Source organism: Wenyingzhuangia sp. IMCC45467, from assembly GCF_054111205.1.
Map to the genome: position 1 here is coordinate 3,226,223 of NZ_CM134196.1, position 17,871 is coordinate 3,244,093.

The following is a 17,871-nucleotide window of genomic DNA, read 5'->3' on the forward strand; positions in this document are numbered from 1 at the left end:
GTTAGTGGGGTATTAGTTTATATATTCTTTTTTAAGGGGAATGATAAGTGTAATTTAAGAAAATTCTAAATTACAATAATAAATATAAGAATATATGGTGTTAAGACAGTCTTGTCTTTGTAATAAAAAAACTTTTAAATCTTTTTATAAGAGGAATCTCTAACAATTAATTCAGTTCCAAGTGTTTTTGAATGTTCAGATGGAGCGTTAATTGTTTTTTTAATAAGTTCTATTAATAGAGAAGATGCTATAATTCCCATTTCAACATCTGGTTGATTTACTGTTGTTAAACTAGGTTCTATCACCGCAGAAATGGAATCGTTGTTAAAACCTACTATAGCAATATCTTCAGGTATTTTTAATCCGTTTTTTTTAAAATGTTGAATGGCACTAATTGCGGCAGTATCATTAGATGAATAGATTCCATCTACTTTAGGTAGTTTTAATACTTTTTTAGCCAACTCTATACCATCTTTTTCAGATAGTTGAGATTCTATAATGTATTCTTTTTTTATAGAAATATTGTTGTCTTGTAAAGCAGCAATATAACCTTCCATTCGCCTTTTATAGAGTTCTATTTTTTGGAATCCTGAAAAGTGAACAATGTTTTTACATCCGTTTTTTATAAGATGTTCTGTAGCATTATAACTAGCATTAAAGTCATCAATACTAATACTAGGAGTGTTTGGCATGGTAACTGGTCTGTCAAAAAACACTATAGGCCCTCCATTGTTTTGAAAGTTTTTAAGATGTTCATAATCAGTAGTATCCATGGAGACTGAAATTAAGAGTCCGTCTACTCGGTTAGAAAGAAAGGTAGAAACCAGTTCTTTCTCTCTTTCAAGACTTTCTAAAGATTGACCAATGACAACGTTGTAACCAGATTTATATGCTGTTTCTTCTATTCCAGAAATAACAGAAGAAAAGAAGTTTCTAGAAATTCTAGGAACAATAATTCCAATAGTATTGGTTTTGTTTGTTCTTAGGTTAGAAGCTAAAATATTTTTTTGGTAACCTAATTCAATTGCTTTTTTTTGAATTAAGTCTTTGGTTTTTTGAGAAACTCGAGGACTATTGTTTAAAGCTCTTGATACAGTAGAACTGTTTATTTTCAGAGCTTTAGAAATATCATGAATAGTCGTCTTTTTTTTCATTTTATAAAAGGAGGTTTCTTAAAAAGTAATAAAAACTGAAGATTATGTTAAATTCTATAATCTTCAGTTTTTATTTGTTTTATTAAGAGAAAATGTATGATTAGTTTAATAATCCAAATACACCAGGTAACCATAGACTTAAGCTAGGGAAATAAGTTACAAGGAATAATGAAACAATCATTGCTAAAAATAGTGGTAATAAAGGTTTAATAACTTTATCAATAGTAGTGTTTGCTACCCCAATACCCACAAATAATACAGATCCAACAGGTGGTGTACATAAACCAATACTAAGGTTTAGTACCATGATCATTCCAAAATGTATTGGATCCATTCCTAATGCAGTAACTACAGGTAAGAAAATTGGAGTGAAAATTAATACTGCTGGAGTCATATCCATAAATACACCAACAAATAATAATAGTAAGTTGATAATAATAAGAATTACGATTTTATTATCACTAATACTCAATAACACATTACTAATATCTTGAGGAATATTTTCGAAAGACATTACCCATGACATACTCATAGAAGCTCCAATTAACAACATAACAATAGCTGTTGTACAAGAAGAGTCTAATAATATTTCTGGCAAGTTTTTAAAGTTAATTTCTTTGTAAACAATTCCTAAAAGGAAAGTGTATAATACTGCAATAGCAGATGCTTCTGTAGCCGTAAAAATACCTACTACAATACCTCCAATAACAATAACCAATAGTAATAAACTAGGAACAGCATCAATAAAAGTTTTAGCAACTTGTTTTAAAGTACTACGTTTTCCTAATTTATATCCCTTTTTCTTAGCCCAAAAAGAAGCTACAGTCATTAAAAGTAAACCAGTTAAAATTCCTGGTATGTATCCTGCTAAGAATAAAGCAGCAATAGAAACCCCACCACTAGCTAAAGAATATACAATTAATACATTACTTGGAGGAATAATTAATCCTGTTGTTGACGAGGTAATGTTTACAGCAGCACCAAATTCTTTAGAGTATCCTTCTTTTTCCATTTCAGGTCCTAAAATACTTCCCATAGCCGATGCAGATGCCATTGCAGATCCTGCAATAGCTCCCATTAGCATAGCTCCAATTACATTAATAAGAGCTAGACCTCCTGGTAATGAACCTACCAAGGTTTTGGCAAAAGCAATTAATCGATGGGCAATTCCTCCTTTATTCATTAATTGTCCCGATAAGACAAAGAAAGGAATGGCTAATAAAGAAAAACTATCTAATCCTGTTCCCATTCTCTGAGAAACAGTAGTCAATGCAGGTATTGTAGGTATGCTTACAAGCATAGTAAGTACTGAAGAAATGGCAATACTCCAAGCTACTGGTGTTCCAATGGTTAGTAAGATTAAAAAACTTACTACTAATACTAATTCTGGTAAAAATTCCATAATATTTATGCGCTTAAAAGGTCTGTAATTTTATAATAAATAATTAAGATTCCGCTTAAAGGAATTACTGCGTAAACAAAAGCCAATGGAATTTGTAATGCAGGAGAGGTTTGCCCTAGTAAAAAACTAATATATACCAATCTTAATCCCCCAATAACCATTGCGGCAAAAGCAAAAAGTATAACCAAAGCAAAAACCAATATTCTTAATTTTTTTTGAGTAGCAGGTCCTGTTTTTAGAGGAACAACATCAATAGCAACATGCATGTTTCTACCTGATACGTAGGCTGCTCCTAAAATACCTACCCATATCATTAAATATCTAGACAATTCATCTGTAAAAGAACTAGGAGATCCAATAACAAACCTTGAAAATACTTGCCATAATACATTAATAACCATTAATCCCATAATGATGATCAAGGCAGATCCTAGTATTTTATCTACTTTTTTTCTAAATTCCATTTTTACTTAGTATTTCTAATTTGTTGAATCAATTTATAAACCTCAGGATCTTTTTTAAGTTCTTCATACATAGGTTGAACCATTTCAGAAAATAAAGTTTTATCAGGTGTAATAATTTCTACTCCAGCCTTTTCAACTTCTTCAAGAGCTTCTTTTTCTGCTTCACTCCACAATTCACGTTGATATACCACAGAGTTTTGTACTGCTTGCTTTACCCATCCCTTTTCTTCTTCTGTAAGGGAATTCCAAAAATGTGTACTTCCTACCAAAATATCAGGAACTACGGAGTGTTCGTCTAAAGTATAATATTTACATACTTCATAATGTCTAGATAAGTAAAAAGAAGGAGGGTTGTTTTCTGCTCCATCTACAACTCCTTGCTGAAGAGAGGTATAAAGTTCTCCCCATGAAATAGGTGTTGGTGATCCTCCAAAACTACGCACCATATTCATAGCACTAATACTTTCCATAACTCTCACTTTAAGTCCTTTTAAATCAGAAGGTGTGTGAATTGGTTTTTTTGTGTAGAAACTTCTACTTCCAGCATCATAATAAGCCAAACCTTTTAACCAGAATTTTTCACCGTTATTAAGTAACTCTTGTCCAATAGGTCCATCAAGTACACTAAAAGAATGCTGTTTGTCTCTAAACAAGTATGGCATTCCTAACACTTTCATTTTAGGTGCAAAGTTTTCTAAAACTCCTACAGATACCTTAGTCATTTCTAAACTACCAATTTGTAGTAACTCTAGACATTCTCTTTCAGAACCTAATTGTTGACTAGGATATATGTTAATTTTTAACTTACCATTTGATAATTTATATAAATCATCACTCATTTTTAACATGGCAATATGCACAGAATGCTTAGTATCTAAACCATGAGCTAACTTAATGGTTTTTGTTTTTTTTGTTAAATCGCTACATCCATATAAAAGAGGAATAAAGCATAAACAATATAGGATTGTTTTAAATCGCATGAGCTTGTTTGTTTGGAGTTTTAAATTAGGTTTTTTTTAATAGTACAAGTTTACAGTAATTCAATCATTTATGAAATCGATTACATTGTAAATTTGTAAGTATCTTATGTTTTTTAATGATATATACTTAAAATTAGTAATCAATGTTTGATGAATCATTACAGTTTTAGCAAATGTATAATTTTATGTTTACAATACAATCGATTGTATTGTATTTTTTTTTTACTACATTTACCTAGAATTTAAAACTAATTACAATATAGTATGAAACAGAATGTAGAGACTAGATATGCAGCTTCTCCAAGAGAAGTAAAACAAATGGATACTCAAGAATTGAGAGATGAATTTTTAATTGAAGATTTGTTTACTGAGGATCAGGTAAAATTGGTTTATTCTCATTATGATAGATATATTACTGGAGGAGTGTTACCAGTAAATTCGGCAATTACTTTAGAAACTATAGATCAATTAAAGTCTTCTTACTTCTTAGAAAGAAGAGAGTTAGGGATTATTAATGTTGGTCAGGCAGGAACTGTTAGTGTGGATGGTAAGGTGTATGAAATAGGACATAAAGAAGCATTATATGTTGGACAAGGGAATAAAGAAGTTGTTTTTTCTAGTAACTCTTCTTCTAACCCAGCTATATTTTATATCAACTCAACACCAGCTCATAAAGCTTATCCTACAAAAAAGATTGGTTTAGATGATGTTGAAGTAGTAGAGTTAGGTACAGCAGAAACTTGTAATGCAAGAACCATTCGTAAGTACATTGTAAATAGTGTTGTTGATGTTTGTCAGTTACAAATGGGTATGACTACTTTAAAATCGGGAAGTGTTTGGAATACCATGCCAGCTCACGTGCACGATAGAAGAATGGAAGTGTATTTTTATTTAGATGTACCACAAGATCAGGCAGTATCTCATTTTATGGGACAACCTACTGAAACAAGACATGTATGGATGGCTAATCACCAAGCTATTATTTCACCACCATGGTCTATCCATTCAGGAGCTGGAACTTCATCATATACTTTTATATGGGGTATGGCGGGTGAAAACTTAGATTACGGAGACATGGATATGTGCGCTATAAACGAATTAAGATAAACCAAATATTAAGTATATATGTCAACACAATTATTTGATTTAACAGGAAAAGTAGCTCTTATTACTGGAGCAACTCACGGTTTAGGAATGGCAATGGCTAAAGGTTTAGGTTTGGCAGGAGCTACCATTGTTGTGAATGGAAATTCATCTCAAGAGAAATTAGACAAAGCAGTAACAGAATATAAAGCAGCAGGAATAAATGCTTTTGGTTATTTGTTCGATGTTACTAATGAAACACAAGTTGTTGATAGCATTAGTAAAATAGAGTCTGAAGTAGGTGATATTGATATATTAATCAATAACGCTGGTATTATTAAAAGAACTCCATTGGTAGAGATGGAAGTAGCAGACTTTAAACAAGTAATTGATGTAGATTTGGTTTCTCCTTTTATTGTTTCTAAAGCTGTGGTAAAAGGAATGATTAAAAGAAAAGGTGGAAAAATCATTAATATTTGTTCTATGATGAGTGAATTAGGAAGAAATTCTGTAGGAGCTTATGCAGCAGCAAAAGGTGGTTTAAAAATGCTGACTCAAAATATGGCTACAGAATGGGCTAGATTTAATATTCAAACCAATGGAATTGGACCAGGTTATTTTGCAACTAGTCAAACTGCACCTATTAGAGTAGATGGAAATCCTTTTAATGATTTTATTGTAAGTAGAACACCTGCTGGTAAATGGGGAGACCCAGATGATTTACAAGGAGCAGCTATTTTCTTAAGTTCTAATGCTAGTAACTTTGTTAATGGTCAAGTTCTATATGTTGATGGTGGAATTTTAGCAACTATTGGTAAGCCTTCAAACGAAGATTAAATAATAGTAAATTAAGAGATAAAAAAAGAGGATGAGTGTTTCATCCTCTTTTTTTGTTTTCCTTTTCTTTAAAACAAAGTGCCGCTGCTCCAATAATACCAGCATCATTTCCTAGTGTTGCAAGTCTAATATCTAAGTTTTCAAGATAATAACTAGGCAGTCTTTCTTTAATGACTTTGTTCATGTTCTTTTTTACAATTTTAAAGGTTTTACTAACCCCTCCACCAATAAAAATAGTTTTAACATCTAGTAGTCTAATTGTAGTAACTAGGGTTTCTCCAAAAATGATTCCTACTTTTTTAAAAACATCAACAGCAACAGGGTCGTCATTTGTAGCAGCAATTACAATGTCTTTGGCAGTTAGGTCTTTAGTGGTTAAACAAGTTTTATTACCTTTTTTAATTTGCTTTAAAGCCATATGGATTAATGCTTTTTTACCTATGTTTTCTTCAGCCGTTTTTCCGTTAGAAGATATAACGTGACCAACTTCCATGGCATTCCCGTTTCCTCCTTTAAAAATTTTACCATTTAAAATTGCAGCACCTCCAAGACCTGTACCTAAGGTCATAAAAATAAAGTTTTTAGGTACTTTATTTTTAGCAAAATTAAGTTCTCCTATGGCAGCAGCATTGGCATCATTTTCAAGAAAAAAAGAAATCTTAGGATGTTTTTTATTTAATATTGAAATTAAAGGAACGTTGTTAAATTCAGGAATATTAATCATAAATACAGTAGATAATCTATCTTTTGAAATCATTCCAGGAACGGCAATACCAACTCTTTTTATATGAGGATTGTTTTCTAGTGTTTTACTAATAACTGCTATAAATTCGTTAATAAAGTCTCCATTACTTTGTAGTGTAGCTGTTGGATATTTATGTTTATTTAGTAAAGTTCCATTCTTGTTTACAATTCCAACTTTAATATTGGTTCCGCCAACATCAATTCCTATATATTCTTCCATTTCATTTTCTATTTATTGATTAAGTAAAAGAGGTATGTTAGTAAATATAAGTAAAATCTGTTTTTAACTAAGGATTGTATAGGAAGAATCTATTTGTATGACAATTCTTTTGCTTTTAAATTTCTTTTTTGATGAAAAATCACTGATTTACAATTCAAAATAATTTGTCCTACATAAATAAAACTGTATTTTTGCCGCACTAAATTAAATATAATGGCAACTATTCAAGAGCTAAAAGATTTTACACAACAAGTAAGAAGAGATATTTTACGTATGGTTCATGCTGTAAATTCAGGACATCCAGGAGGATCGTTAGGGTGTGCAGAATACATTACAGTATTGTATCAAGAAATTATGAAGCACAATGCTGAAGAGTTTGATATGGATGGAAAAGATCAAGATTTATTCTTTTTATCTAACGGACATATTTCTCCAGTTTTTTACAGTGTATTGTCTCGTAGCGGATATTTTCCAGTATCAGAATTAGCGACTTTCCGTTTGTTAGATTCTAGGTTACAAGGTCACCCAACAACTCATGAAGGATTACAAGGTGTTCGTGTAGCATCTGGTTCTTTAGGACAAGGAATGAGTGTTGCATTAGGAGCAGCTCAGGCTAAAAAGTTAAATGGAGATTCTCGTTTGGTTTATAGTTTGCATGGTGATGGTGAATTACAAGAAGGTCAAAACTGGGAAGCCATTATGTATGCTGCTGCTAAAAAAGTAGATAATTACATTGCAGCAGTTGATGTTAACTTAAAGCAAATTGATGGTACCACTGATGAGGTGTTACCAATGGGATCTATTAAGGCTAAATTTGAAGCTTTTGGATGGGATGTTTTAGAAGTTAAAGAAGGAAATGATATTGAGGCAATTATTGCTGGAATAAAAGAAGCACAAGCTTTAACAGGAAAAGGAAAGCCAGTTTGTATTTTATTGTATACAGAAATGGGTAACGGAGTGGACTTTATGATGCATACACATGCATGGCATGGTAAAGCACCAAATGATGAGCAATTAGAAAACGCATTGTCTCAAAATCCTGCAACTTTAGGAGATTATTAAGAAATTCTTAGATATAAAGTATTAGTTAAAAAAGCTCTGTAGAAATACAGAGCTTTTTTATTGATTGTTATTAAGTAAAGACCAATCACGATAAGGATAAGTCTTTACTTATTTTAAAGATGATTATTTTATTTCGTAAATAGCAATGGTGCTAGATACTTCATGAGTAGCAATCATTAAATAGTTTCCTGTAGGGCTATCTGCTTTATCAACAACAATTAAGCCTTCTGGAGCAATGTCGTTAGCATCATATAGCCAAGTGATGAATTCTGGGTTTAAAGGATTGGTTATGTTGTAAACAAGAATACCACTCGTTCTTTCTAAACCAACAAATAACATGATTTCATCTCCTACATTTAAAGTTTTTACAGCTTCTGGTTCTGCACCTTTATCATCAGATCTTCCATCAGCATCTCCTTCATCTTGATTGAAAATTGATGGAGCAAGGGCTAGTGTTCTTCTAGAGATTTCAGAACCTGAATCGTAAACCAATTGTCCGCTAGTATTCCATATAGAAAAAGAACGACCACCATATCCGTAGATTTGTTCATACAAACCATCGTTGTTTTCATCACCATTAGCTGTTGTGATTTTTAAGCGACCTAAGTTTTCGTCTTCTTGTAACCAATCTGCATTAGGGTATGTAGCAGGATCTAAATCTAAATCTTTTACTCTTTCTTCTTCAGAATAACCATCGTAGTCTCTTGCATCACCTTCGTTAGCAGATACAATATATCCGTTTCCGTTAGTGGTAAAATAGTCAATAGCATCAGGCATATAAAAGCTTAAGACATTCCAGCTTTTTAAATTTCCTGCAATTCCATCTCTATCAGAAGCATCTATTTCGTTACCAGAAATATTATAGTTTTTAGTACCTAATCCTACTAAATTTGTAATTGTTTTTGTTTCTAAATCAACAACAGCCATTCCGTTATTTTCTTGTAATACAACGTAGGCTGTTTTAGAGTCATTTGAAATAGTTATGTATTCTGGTTCAATATCTTCTTGTAGAGTTGCTGTTCCATTATTTCCAAAAACTCTGAATCCATTACCAGGATTTGATTGTGAGGTAAAATCTATTTGAGTAACAGTTTCTGAAGCAATTTCAATAACAGTAATAGATCCTTCAGGGTCTATAGTGTAGTCATCGTTAGGTTCTCCTTCGTTTGCTGATAAAATATATTTTCCATCAGGAGAAAAAGTAACCATATCGGGTAAAGCTCCAGCCGTATATGATTTTATTAATACTTGTGTATCGGTGTTATAGGTTTCAATAGTACCGTTAGCTTGTTTGTTGTTGTTTTCAACCGCAACAGCTAAAATACCATTATGAACGGCAACAGAGTTAGGACTTCCTGTTAAAGAAATAGAAGTTAGTTTATTAGGAGCGGTAGCATCGGTTAAGTCTAATACAGAGATTTCGTTTTCTTCTGGGTTTACAATAAATAATTTATTGGTTGTTGGGTCAAAAGCCGAAATTTCTGAGTATGCCTCATCATTACCATTGGTAAAAGTTCCAATTTTAGTAAAACTTAGTTGGTTTATATTGATAGGATTCTGACCGTCTTGTCCGTTTTCACCGTCCTGACCGTTAACACCATCAACTCCGTCTTTACCATCAATACCATTAAGGCCATCTTCAGAACAAGATGTTAGTATGCTTGAGGTACCAAGGATTCCGATAAATAATAGTTTAAATAATTTTTTCATTTTTAAAAGTTGTTTGTTTAAAATTGTTAACAAAACAACAGTTTAAAGATCAAGTAAAGGTTAATAGATAACAAAGGAATTGTTACTATGTTACTAAGTAAATGTTAGTAGAATGTTTTAATGTTAATTTTATGTGATTGAAACAGAAAGAAGTATATAAAAACAAAAAACCACAACAATTAAGTTGTGGTTTTAAATGTGGTGCCTCCAGGAATCGAACCAGGGACACAAGGATTTTCAGTCCTTTGCTCTACCAACTGAGCTAAGGCACCATGCTTAACTTAGCGGTTGCAAATATATAATCTTTTTAAAGTTCTACAAATTTTTTGACAAAAAAATGTTGCTATATTTGATGTCTATAATATAGGTGTGATGAATTTAATTATTGATGAAGGAAATACAAGAATAAAACTAGCAGTGTTTAAAAACGTTCAGTTGGTTGATTTGGTGATTACTAATGTCAAGGATTGTAAAGAAGTGATTGATGTTTTGTTAAGAAAACATGGTGTTAAATCTTTGGTAGTATCTTCGGTCACAGATGAAGTAAATGATGTGATTGATGAGGTGTCTATTTCCAATAAGTTGTTTTTATCACATGAAACCTCTTTGCCTTTTACAAATTTATACGAAACCCCAAAAACTTTAGGGGTAGATAGAATGGCTTTGGTAACAGGAGCTTGGTCTAAATTTCCATATCAAAATTCTTTGGTAATAGATGCAGGGACTTGTGTTACTTATGATTTTATTAATAAACAAGGAGAGTATTTAGGTGGAGCTATTTCTCCAGGATTAAAAATGCGTTTTAAGAGTATGCATTCCTTCACTAAAAAGCTTCCTGATTTAGACATTCCGTTAAGTCCAGTAGAAATTATTGGAAAAACCACAAAACAATCTATGGAAAGTGGCGTTTTAAATGGTATGGTGTTTGAGATTGATGGAGCTATTGCGCATTATCAACAAAAATTTAAAGATGTTAATATAATATTAACGGGAGGAGATGCTAATTCCTTGTGTAAACAATTAAAAAATAGCATATTTGTCAACCCTAATTTTTTGTTAGAAGGATTAAATGCGGTTCTAACGTATCAAAATAAAAATGAAGCAAAACTTAAGTAATATCGTTGTTGGATTAGTCACGTTGTTTTTTGTGTCGGCAAAAGCACAAGAACAACAAGTTTCATCCCTATTATCTAATATAGGACTAGGAACTACTTTTTCAGAGGCAACTATAGCAGAAAAAGCACAAGGAGATCTATCAGTAGTAGGTAATAATAATTATGAGGCGGCTACTTTTGCCAATCCAGCATTGTTGTCGGACTTACAATTTACATCATTTAGTGGAGCTTTTTTAGTTCAAAGCACGAATGTAACCTCTCAAGATGCAAATTTTAAAAATTCTAAAACTACATTATCTAATTTATCATTTGGTATTCCTTTAGGAGTAAAAGGAGGTTTTGGTTTAGGATTAAGAATACATTCTGCAGTTGGGTTTGAGGTAGATACTGATAATTTTTATAATCATGGAAGTGGAGGAGTAAATCAGGTGTATGCTGGTATTGGATATGAGATTTTTAAGAATTTTTCTTTAGGGGCTCAAGCCAACGTGTATTTTGGTGAGATTACAAAAACACAAGCTTTTAAAAATGTACAAAAATCTACAGTATATGATGAAACTTATAATGTTAAAGGTTTGGCTACTAAAATTGGAGCTCAATATAGAATAAGTATAACAGAAAAAGTTAGAGGACAAATAGGTGCTTATGGAGTTTTAGGACATGAGCTTACCGCTACAGGTAATGCTAGGTTTTATGAAGCTATTCAATCAGATGTAAATACCTTTAGTATGATTGCACTTCCTGTAAGTTCTGGTTTGTCAGGTACACAAGAAAATCAATTTAAGTCCGTTATAGGAGTTGGTTTAGGAACTGTTAATAATTGGTTTGCTGGAGTTTCATATGAAAATCAAGCAGCAACAGAATATTCAGGAAATGTATTCAATCAAACAAATAATACAGATATTCCTGTTAGTTTTGAATCTCGTTCTAAAATAAGCTTAGGAGGGTACATAATTCCAAAAAAATACGCTTTAAAAAACTATTTTAATAGAGTGGTTTATAGAGCAGGATTTAAATATGAAAGCACAGGAATAGTACTAAATAATGAAAGTTTAAAAAATATTGGCATGTCTTTTGGACTAGGTTTACCAATAGGAAAGAGAATTTCTTATGCAAACTTTACTCTAGAAGTTGGAAAATTAGGAGATTTCTCTAAAAATAATTATCAAGAAGAATACATTAATTTTGGAGTGAATTTTTCACTTTCAGACAAATGGTTTGAAAAAAGATTAATACGATAAATAATCAATAATTAAAAAAATGAAAACAAGACTACTAACCTTTTTTACAATTTTATTAACTGTTACCATGTTTACGGCTCATGCTCAGGATGATCCTGCTTTACGTTATAACATGTTAAAAACAGACTTTAAAACAAAAAATTACGAATCGGCACTTAAAAATCTAAACTGGTGTTTAGAAAATAGTCCTAAACTTACAGCAAACATATATAAATATGGAGGGAATTTATTAGATGCTGTATTAAAAGAGGCTCCAGAGAAAAAAGCAGAGGTTGCTACTTTGGGTAAAAAGATGTACGAAAAGAGATTTGAAAATTATCCTGATGAAGATCCAGCAAAAGCACATAGTGATTATGCAGATTTTTTAGAAGAAACAGGTGCTGATAAAGAAGAAATTTTTAAACACTATGAAATAGCCTTTAAAATAGACCCTACTAAGTTAGGAGTGGGTTCAATTATTAGTTATTTTACTACGGTAATGGAAAAAAATAAAGATACAAACTTACAGTATGTATTTACAACTTATGATGTTACTGTGGAAGCTATTAATGCTAAAGTAGAAGGGTATTTAGATAATATTCAAAAATTAAAAGCTAAGGAAGAAGAAGGACAAACTTTAATTTCTTCGGAAAAGAGAAAATTACATGCTTATACTGTAAACTCTAAAGCTTTAGGTCAAGTGGAAGCTATTTTAGATCAAAAAATGGAAGAAATTTCTACTTGTGAATATTTAATTCCATTGTATACCGAAGAGTTTAAAACAAACAAAACAGATAAAGTTTGGGTAACAAGAGCTATCAACCGTATGTTTAAAAAGGATTGTACAGAAGATCCTTTATACGCTAGTTTGGTAGAACAATATCAAGAAATAGATCCATCTCCAGAAGCATCAGTATTATATGCAGGATTGTTAATGGATAAAGGAGAAACAGAAAAAGCAATTTCTTTCTTTGATAAAGCCATTTCTCAGGAAAATGATCCATCAAAAAAAGCTAAAAACTTATATAAAGTAGCTGATATTTTTAGAAAAAGAGGTCAGTTATCAAAAGCAGTTTCTTATGCTAAAAAAGCCATTGCAGCAAAACCAAACTATGGTAGAGCTTATACAATGATTGCAACTTTATATGCCGATGCAGTAAACAACTGTGGTAGTGATGAATTTGAAAAGCGTATGGTATATGTAGCGGCAAAAACCTATGCATTAAAAGCTAGTAAAGCAGATCCTAGTATAGGAGTTTATGCATCAAAATTAGCACAAGCTTATGCAGCGAATGAACCAAGTAAAAAATTAGTGTTTAACAATGAATTGGGATTAAAATCTGGAGATTCATATACTATTAAATGTTGGATTGGTGAAACTGTAAGAGTTCCATAATTAATGTTATAGTAGGAAAAAATAAAAAGCCAAAGATTTAATCTTTGGCTTTTTTTATACGGTAAAGGATTGTTTGTAATGGTTTACATTAGAATTTATAATCCTATATTTGTAATAGTTAATAAAAGACATGAGTAAGAAAATTAATTTTGTTTTTATTATTAAATCCCTCAGTAAAATAATTGTTGTTTTATTGATTTTAGCAAGTTGTAAAAACTCATCAAAAGAAATTAACGATTTTTTAGCAGATAAAAATTTGCCTATTGGTGTTACAGAAAATGTGAATTATGTATACAAAGATTCTGGAATCATTACTACTAGAATGAAAGCACCTCTATACTGGGATTTTACCAACAGAAAGTTAAACCCTTATTATGAGTTTCCAAAAGGAGTTAAAATTGTTAAGATAGATAGAATAACAAGAGATTCTGTAACCACTATTGGAGATTATGCAATTAGTTATGATAAAACCAGAATTTCTGAAATTATAGGAAACGTTATTGTAATTAATCATCACGATAGTGTGACTTTAAATACAGATCAAATGTATTGGGATCAAAAAGAAGGATACTATTTTTCAAAAAGCCCGTTTACAATCTATACAGAAAAAGACACTTTAACTGGTGTTGGTTTTGAGTCTAAAAGTGATTTAAGTAATTGGATATTAAATAATACAAAAGGCGATTTTATCGTAGATCAAAAAGAAGAATAAAATGCACAAGTTTACAAAAATTATTGAATGGGGATATTTATTGGTGGGAATTGTCTTTTTAGTAGAAGTATTTGCCAATTGGAATACAGATAGACAAAAAGCAATTGTTTCTATTTTAATGTCTGCTCTTGCTTTTTTTATGTTTATTTTTAAGCGTAGATTTAGACAAAAACGTACAGAAAAATAAAAATATATGGATTTAGAAGTCCTCATTATTATTATCTCAATTCTTTTATCTGCCTTTTTTTCAGGTTTAGAAATAGCTTTTGTTTCATCAAACAAACTACAAGTTGCTTTAGAAAAGAAAAAAGAAGGATTAACCTCTAGACTGTTAACAAAATTAACAGAAAAATCATCAAAGTTTATTACTACCATGTTGGTGGGGAATAATATTGCATTGGTTGTTTACAGTTTTTATATGGGTAAAAAACTAGTGTCTTTATTTCCACAAGACATGAACGATTTTACATTGCTGTTACTACAAACTATTATTTCTACTTTGGTAATTTTAATTACAGCAGAATTTTTACCCAAAGCAATATTTAGAGTTTATGCCAATGAAACATTAATTGTGTTTGCTTTACCGGCATATTTTTTTTATTTGTTGTTTCATCTTATTTCAGGGTTTATAGAGCAAATATCTAATGGTTTGTTAAAATTGTTTTTTGGAACTGATCAAGATGAGCAAGATACAGAGTTTAGTAAAGAGGAATTAGGACATTATATAGATAAACAATTAGAAACAGGTAAAAAAGACGATGATGAAATTGATTCTGAAATTCAGATTTTTCAAAATGCGTTGAGTTTTAATTCTGTAAAAGCACGAGAAATAATGGTGCCAAGAACAGATATTGAAGCCATTGAAATTCACGATAGAGTAAGTAAGTTAAAGCAACGTTTTGTAGATACTGGTTTTTCTAAAATATTAATCTATAAAACATCTTTTGATGATATTGTAGGTTATGTGCATGCATATGAAATGTTTAAAATGCCTAAAACCATCAAATCAATATTATTACCCGTAGAGTATATTCCAGAATCTATGATGATTAATGAAGTATTAAACATTATGATGAAAAAACGCAAAAGCATAGCGGTGGTGATAGATGAATACGGAGGAACTTCAGGAGTTATTACCGTTGAAGATATTATTGAAGAGTTGTTTGGTGAAATTGAAGATGAACACGATAAAATAGCTTTGATAGATAAAAGATTAGACGAAAATGAATTTGAGTTTTCAGGAAGGCTAGAGGTAGATTATTTAAATGAAACATATGGTTTGAATATACCAGAGTCTGAATCTTACGAAACCTTAGGAGGGTATATTATAGAAAAAATAGAAGATATTCCTCAATTGGGAGAAGAGTTTAATATTGATGGATTTTTCATCAAAATAATACAAGTTAATAACGCTAGAATAGAGGAAGTTTACTTAAAATCTAATTATTCCGAGGAGTAATTGTTTTTTTCTTTAAAAATAGTCTTTTTATTTCCTGATTTCAATTGAAATTGTATTTTAGCGGACAATCAAAAAATTACATATATAGAAATGGCAATATTATCAAAAATCAGAGATCGCTCAGGGTTTTTAATCATCGTTATTGGATTAGCGATGTTTTCATTCGTAGTAAGTCCTAAAAATATTATTGATTTTTTTAGTAGCAACAACGCAGATGTTATTGGAAAAGTTAATGATACGGATATTTCTAACAGAGAGTTTGTAACAAGAGTTGAAAATTATAAAGCTCAAAACAGAAATGCATCTGCATACGGAGCCCTTACTGTAGAAAATATGGTCTGGGATCAAATGGTTAGAGAAAAAATATATGAAACCAAATTAGCACAAGCAGGAGTTGTAATTGGTGAAGGTGAAATATGGCAAGCTATTATTTCTAGTAACGAAGTGGTAAACTCTCCACAGTTCAAAGATAAAGATGGAAATTTTAACGAAGATTTGTTAAAAGCATATATTGCAGGTTTAGATGCTGATACTTCAGAGCAAGGAAAACAATATTTACAAGGTTGGTTGAGTTATGAAAAAGCCATCAAACAAAACTTATTAACTCAGGCATACAACTCATTAGTTAATGTTGGTGTAGGGGTTACAGAAGCTGAAGCAGTTAATGATTATGTCTTAAATAATACTAGTGTAAGTGCAGATTACGTGTATTTACCTTTTTCATCAATAGCTAATACTGATGTAAAAGTAAGTAAAGATGATGTTGCTGATTATATTAATGAACATGCAAGTTTATATCAAACTGAAGCTACAAGAGGTTTAAAATTGGTAAAATTTTCTTTTACTGCTTCTCCAGAAGATGAAGAAGAAATTAAACATAGTTTGGCTACATTAATTGAAGATAAAGAAGAGTCTAATAAAATTTCTAAATCTACAGAATTAGTAAAAGGATTTAAAAATACTGAAAACGCAAAATTGTTTGCTGAAGAAAGTGCTTCAGATTTACCTTTGGTTGATAGATTTCAGTTTGAGGATGAATTACCAACTGTTGCTAAAGAAGATATTAAAAACGCATCTGTAGGTGATGTTGTAGGACCATATAAGTTTTCTTCCTACTATAAAATTTCTAAAGTCTTAGATGTTCAACAAATTCCAGATTCAGTTCAAGCAAGTCACATCTTAATTAATTTTATTGGTGCTCAAGGTGCACAACCAACAGTAACAAGAACTTTGGCAGATGCACAAAAATTAGCAGACAGTTTATTGACTGTTGTGTCAAAATCGTCTAAAAAATTCGGAACTATTGCTGAAAATTATTCTTCAGATCCAGGATCAGCTGCAAAGCAAGGAGAATTAGGATGGTTTGGTTACAGAGCTATGGTACCAGAGTTTAGAGACTATTGTTTTGAAAGCAAAAAAGGTTCTATAGGAATTGTTAAAACGGCATATGGTTTCCATATCATTAAAGTAGAAGATCAAAAAAACTTTAGCAAAGCATACAAATTAGCTACTATTTCTAGACAAATTCAAGCTTCAGAAAAAACAGAAAATAAGGTTTTTGAACAAGCAGAAACTTTTGCAAATGATTTAAGAAATGGTGGAGATTTTGAAACTATTGCCAAAGAGAAAGGATATGCAGTAAGTCCTGTTAACGGATTAAAAGCTTTAGATGTTTATGTTGGTTCTGTTGGAGAAAACAGAAGAATTGTAAAATGGGCTTTTGATGAAGAAACAGAAATTAAAGCAACCAATCGTTTTGATTTAGATGAAAAAGGATATGCGGTTGTTATGTTAACAAACAAGCAAGAAAAAGGATTGATGTCTGCAACAAATGCTTTTAGTCAAGTGGAACCTATTTTAATTAAACAAAAGAAAGCAGAAATTTTAGAAGAAAAAATGGATGCTGATAGTTTAGAAGCTATTGCTAAAGCTAACAATGTTAAAGTAGAAAATTTTAGCAATGTAACCTTAGGAGCTCCAACCATTCCTGGAGTTGGAATTGAGCCTGGTATTGTAAGTGCAGCAGCTGTTAGTAAAACAGGAACTCTTGTAAGTAACATTGTAGGTAACAAAGGAGTGTTTGCAGTGGTAAACAAATCTGTAACTATTCCTGAAGCTGATGCAAGTAAAGTAAGTACAAAAACAGTAAATAACATTGTAAAATCATCAGTATCTAGTCAATTATACAACGGATTAAAAGAAGATGCAACTATAGAAGATTATAGAGCTTCACGTTACTAATCCATAAGATTATAAACAAATAAAAAAGAGGCTTTAAAGCCTCTTTTTTTGTACTCAAGATCAACGTTTCTT

Annotated in this window: 16 protein-coding genes and 1 tRNA gene; 10 read left to right on the forward strand and 7 right to left on the reverse strand. The window is 31.2% G+C overall.

Annotated features, from left to right (window positions below; genetic code table 11):
- Window positions 1-134 precede the first annotated feature (134 nt).
- The 4 genes from ACXGQT_RS13700 to ACXGQT_RS13715 form a co-directional block, all read right to left on the reverse strand.
- Window positions 135-1,154: a LacI family DNA-binding transcriptional regulator gene (locus tag ACXGQT_RS13700; RefSeq protein ID WP_457829145.1), complete on the reverse strand. Its 1,020-nt coding sequence runs from the start codon at window positions 1,152-1,154 to the stop codon at window positions 135-137.
- Between the two features lie 100 nt (window positions 1,155-1,254).
- A complete protein-coding gene (locus ACXGQT_RS13705) occupies window positions 1,255-2,556 on the reverse strand; it encodes a TRAP transporter large permease (RefSeq protein WP_457829146.1) in 1,302 nt (433 codons plus the stop codon).
- Between the two features lie 5 nt (window positions 2,557-2,561).
- Window positions 2,562-3,020 (reverse strand): TRAP transporter small permease, encoded by a 459-nt coding sequence (locus ACXGQT_RS13710; protein ID WP_457829147.1) that lies wholly within the window; start codon window positions 3,018-3,020, stop codon window positions 2,562-2,564.
- 2 nt (window positions 3,021-3,022) lie between these two features.
- A complete protein-coding gene (locus ACXGQT_RS13715) occupies window positions 3,023-4,000 on the reverse strand; it encodes a TRAP transporter substrate-binding protein (protein ID WP_457829148.1) in 978 nt (325 codons plus the stop codon).
- A 264-nt stretch (window positions 4,001-4,264) separates the two neighbouring features.
- Here ACXGQT_RS13715 and kduI point away from each other — a divergent pair, with 264 nt between their 5' ends.
- Both kduI and ACXGQT_RS13725 read left to right on the forward strand, forming a co-directional pair.
- Entirely contained in the window at window positions 4,265-5,107 is an 843-nt protein-coding gene (kduI, locus tag ACXGQT_RS13720; RefSeq protein ID WP_457829149.1) for a 5-dehydro-4-deoxy-D-glucuronate isomerase, read from the forward strand.
- Between the two features lie 18 nt (window positions 5,108-5,125).
- Window positions 5,126-5,920: a gluconate 5-dehydrogenase gene (locus tag ACXGQT_RS13725; protein ID WP_457829150.1), complete on the forward strand. Its 795-nt coding sequence runs from the start codon at window positions 5,126-5,128 to the stop codon at window positions 5,918-5,920.
- 40 nt (window positions 5,921-5,960) lie between these two features.
- On the opposite strand, the gene ACXGQT_RS13730 is transcribed toward ACXGQT_RS13725, so the two are convergent.
- Window positions 5,961-6,884 carry an ROK family protein gene (locus ACXGQT_RS13730; RefSeq protein WP_457829151.1) on the reverse strand — a complete coding sequence of 308 codons (924 nt, stop codon included), beginning with the start codon at window positions 6,882-6,884 and terminating at the stop codon, window positions 5,961-5,963.
- Between the two features lie 213 nt (window positions 6,885-7,097).
- Here ACXGQT_RS13730 and ACXGQT_RS13735 point away from each other — a divergent pair, with 213 nt between their 5' ends.
- Window positions 7,098-7,946: a transketolase gene (locus ACXGQT_RS13735; protein WP_457829152.1), complete on the forward strand. Its 849-nt coding sequence runs from the start codon at window positions 7,098-7,100 to the stop codon at window positions 7,944-7,946.
- Between the two features lie 123 nt (window positions 7,947-8,069).
- Here the strand turns inward: ACXGQT_RS13735 and ACXGQT_RS13740 are convergent, their stop codons facing one another.
- Complete coding sequence (locus ACXGQT_RS13740) at window positions 8,070-9,656, reverse strand: choice-of-anchor I family protein (protein WP_457829153.1); 1,587 nt, start codon at window positions 9,654-9,656, stop codon at window positions 8,070-8,072.
- 199 nt (window positions 9,657-9,855) lie between these two features.
- Window positions 9,856-9,928, reverse strand: a tRNA-Phe gene (locus ACXGQT_RS13745).
- A 100-nt stretch (window positions 9,929-10,028) separates the two neighbouring features.
- Here ACXGQT_RS13745 and ACXGQT_RS13750 point away from each other — a divergent pair.
- The 7 genes from ACXGQT_RS13750 (at window position 10,029) to ACXGQT_RS13780 (ending at window position 17,799) form a co-directional block, all read left to right on the forward strand.
- Window positions 10,029-10,772, forward strand: coding sequence for a type III pantothenate kinase (locus tag ACXGQT_RS13750; protein WP_457829154.1), 744 nt, complete (start codon window positions 10,029-10,031; stop codon window positions 10,770-10,772).
- Window positions 10,753-12,012, forward strand: a complete 1,260-nt coding sequence (locus tag ACXGQT_RS13755; protein ID WP_457829155.1) for a hypothetical protein — start codon at window positions 10,753-10,755, stop codon at window positions 12,010-12,012. Before ACXGQT_RS13750 ends, ACXGQT_RS13755 begins: the two co-directional genes overlap by 20 nt.
- Before the next feature lie 19 nt (window positions 12,013-12,031).
- The gene (locus ACXGQT_RS13760; protein ID WP_457829156.1) at window positions 12,032-13,387 is read left to right on the forward strand and encodes a tetratricopeptide repeat protein; all 1,356 of its coding nucleotides are present in this window, start codon (window positions 12,032-12,034) and stop codon (window positions 13,385-13,387) included.
- 130 nt (window positions 13,388-13,517) lie between these two features.
- Window positions 13,518-14,099: an LPS export ABC transporter periplasmic protein LptC gene (gene lptC, locus ACXGQT_RS13765; RefSeq protein ID WP_457829157.1), complete on the forward strand. Its 582-nt coding sequence runs from the start codon at window positions 13,518-13,520 to the stop codon at window positions 14,097-14,099.
- 1 nt (window position 14,100) lies between these two features.
- On the forward strand, window positions 14,101-14,286 hold the full coding sequence (locus ACXGQT_RS13770) for a hypothetical protein (protein WP_457829158.1): 186 nt from the start codon (window positions 14,101-14,103) through the stop codon (window positions 14,284-14,286).
- Between the two features lie 6 nt (window positions 14,287-14,292).
- The gene (locus tag ACXGQT_RS13775) at window positions 14,293-15,558 is read left to right on the forward strand and encodes a hemolysin family protein (protein ID WP_457829159.1); all 1,266 of its coding nucleotides are present in this window, start codon (window positions 14,293-14,295) and stop codon (window positions 15,556-15,558) included.
- Between the two features lie 90 nt (window positions 15,559-15,648).
- The gene (locus tag ACXGQT_RS13780; RefSeq protein WP_457829160.1) at window positions 15,649-17,799 is read left to right on the forward strand and encodes a peptidylprolyl isomerase; all 2,151 of its coding nucleotides are present in this window, start codon (window positions 15,649-15,651) and stop codon (window positions 17,797-17,799) included.
- Window positions 17,800-17,871 lie beyond the last annotated feature (72 nt).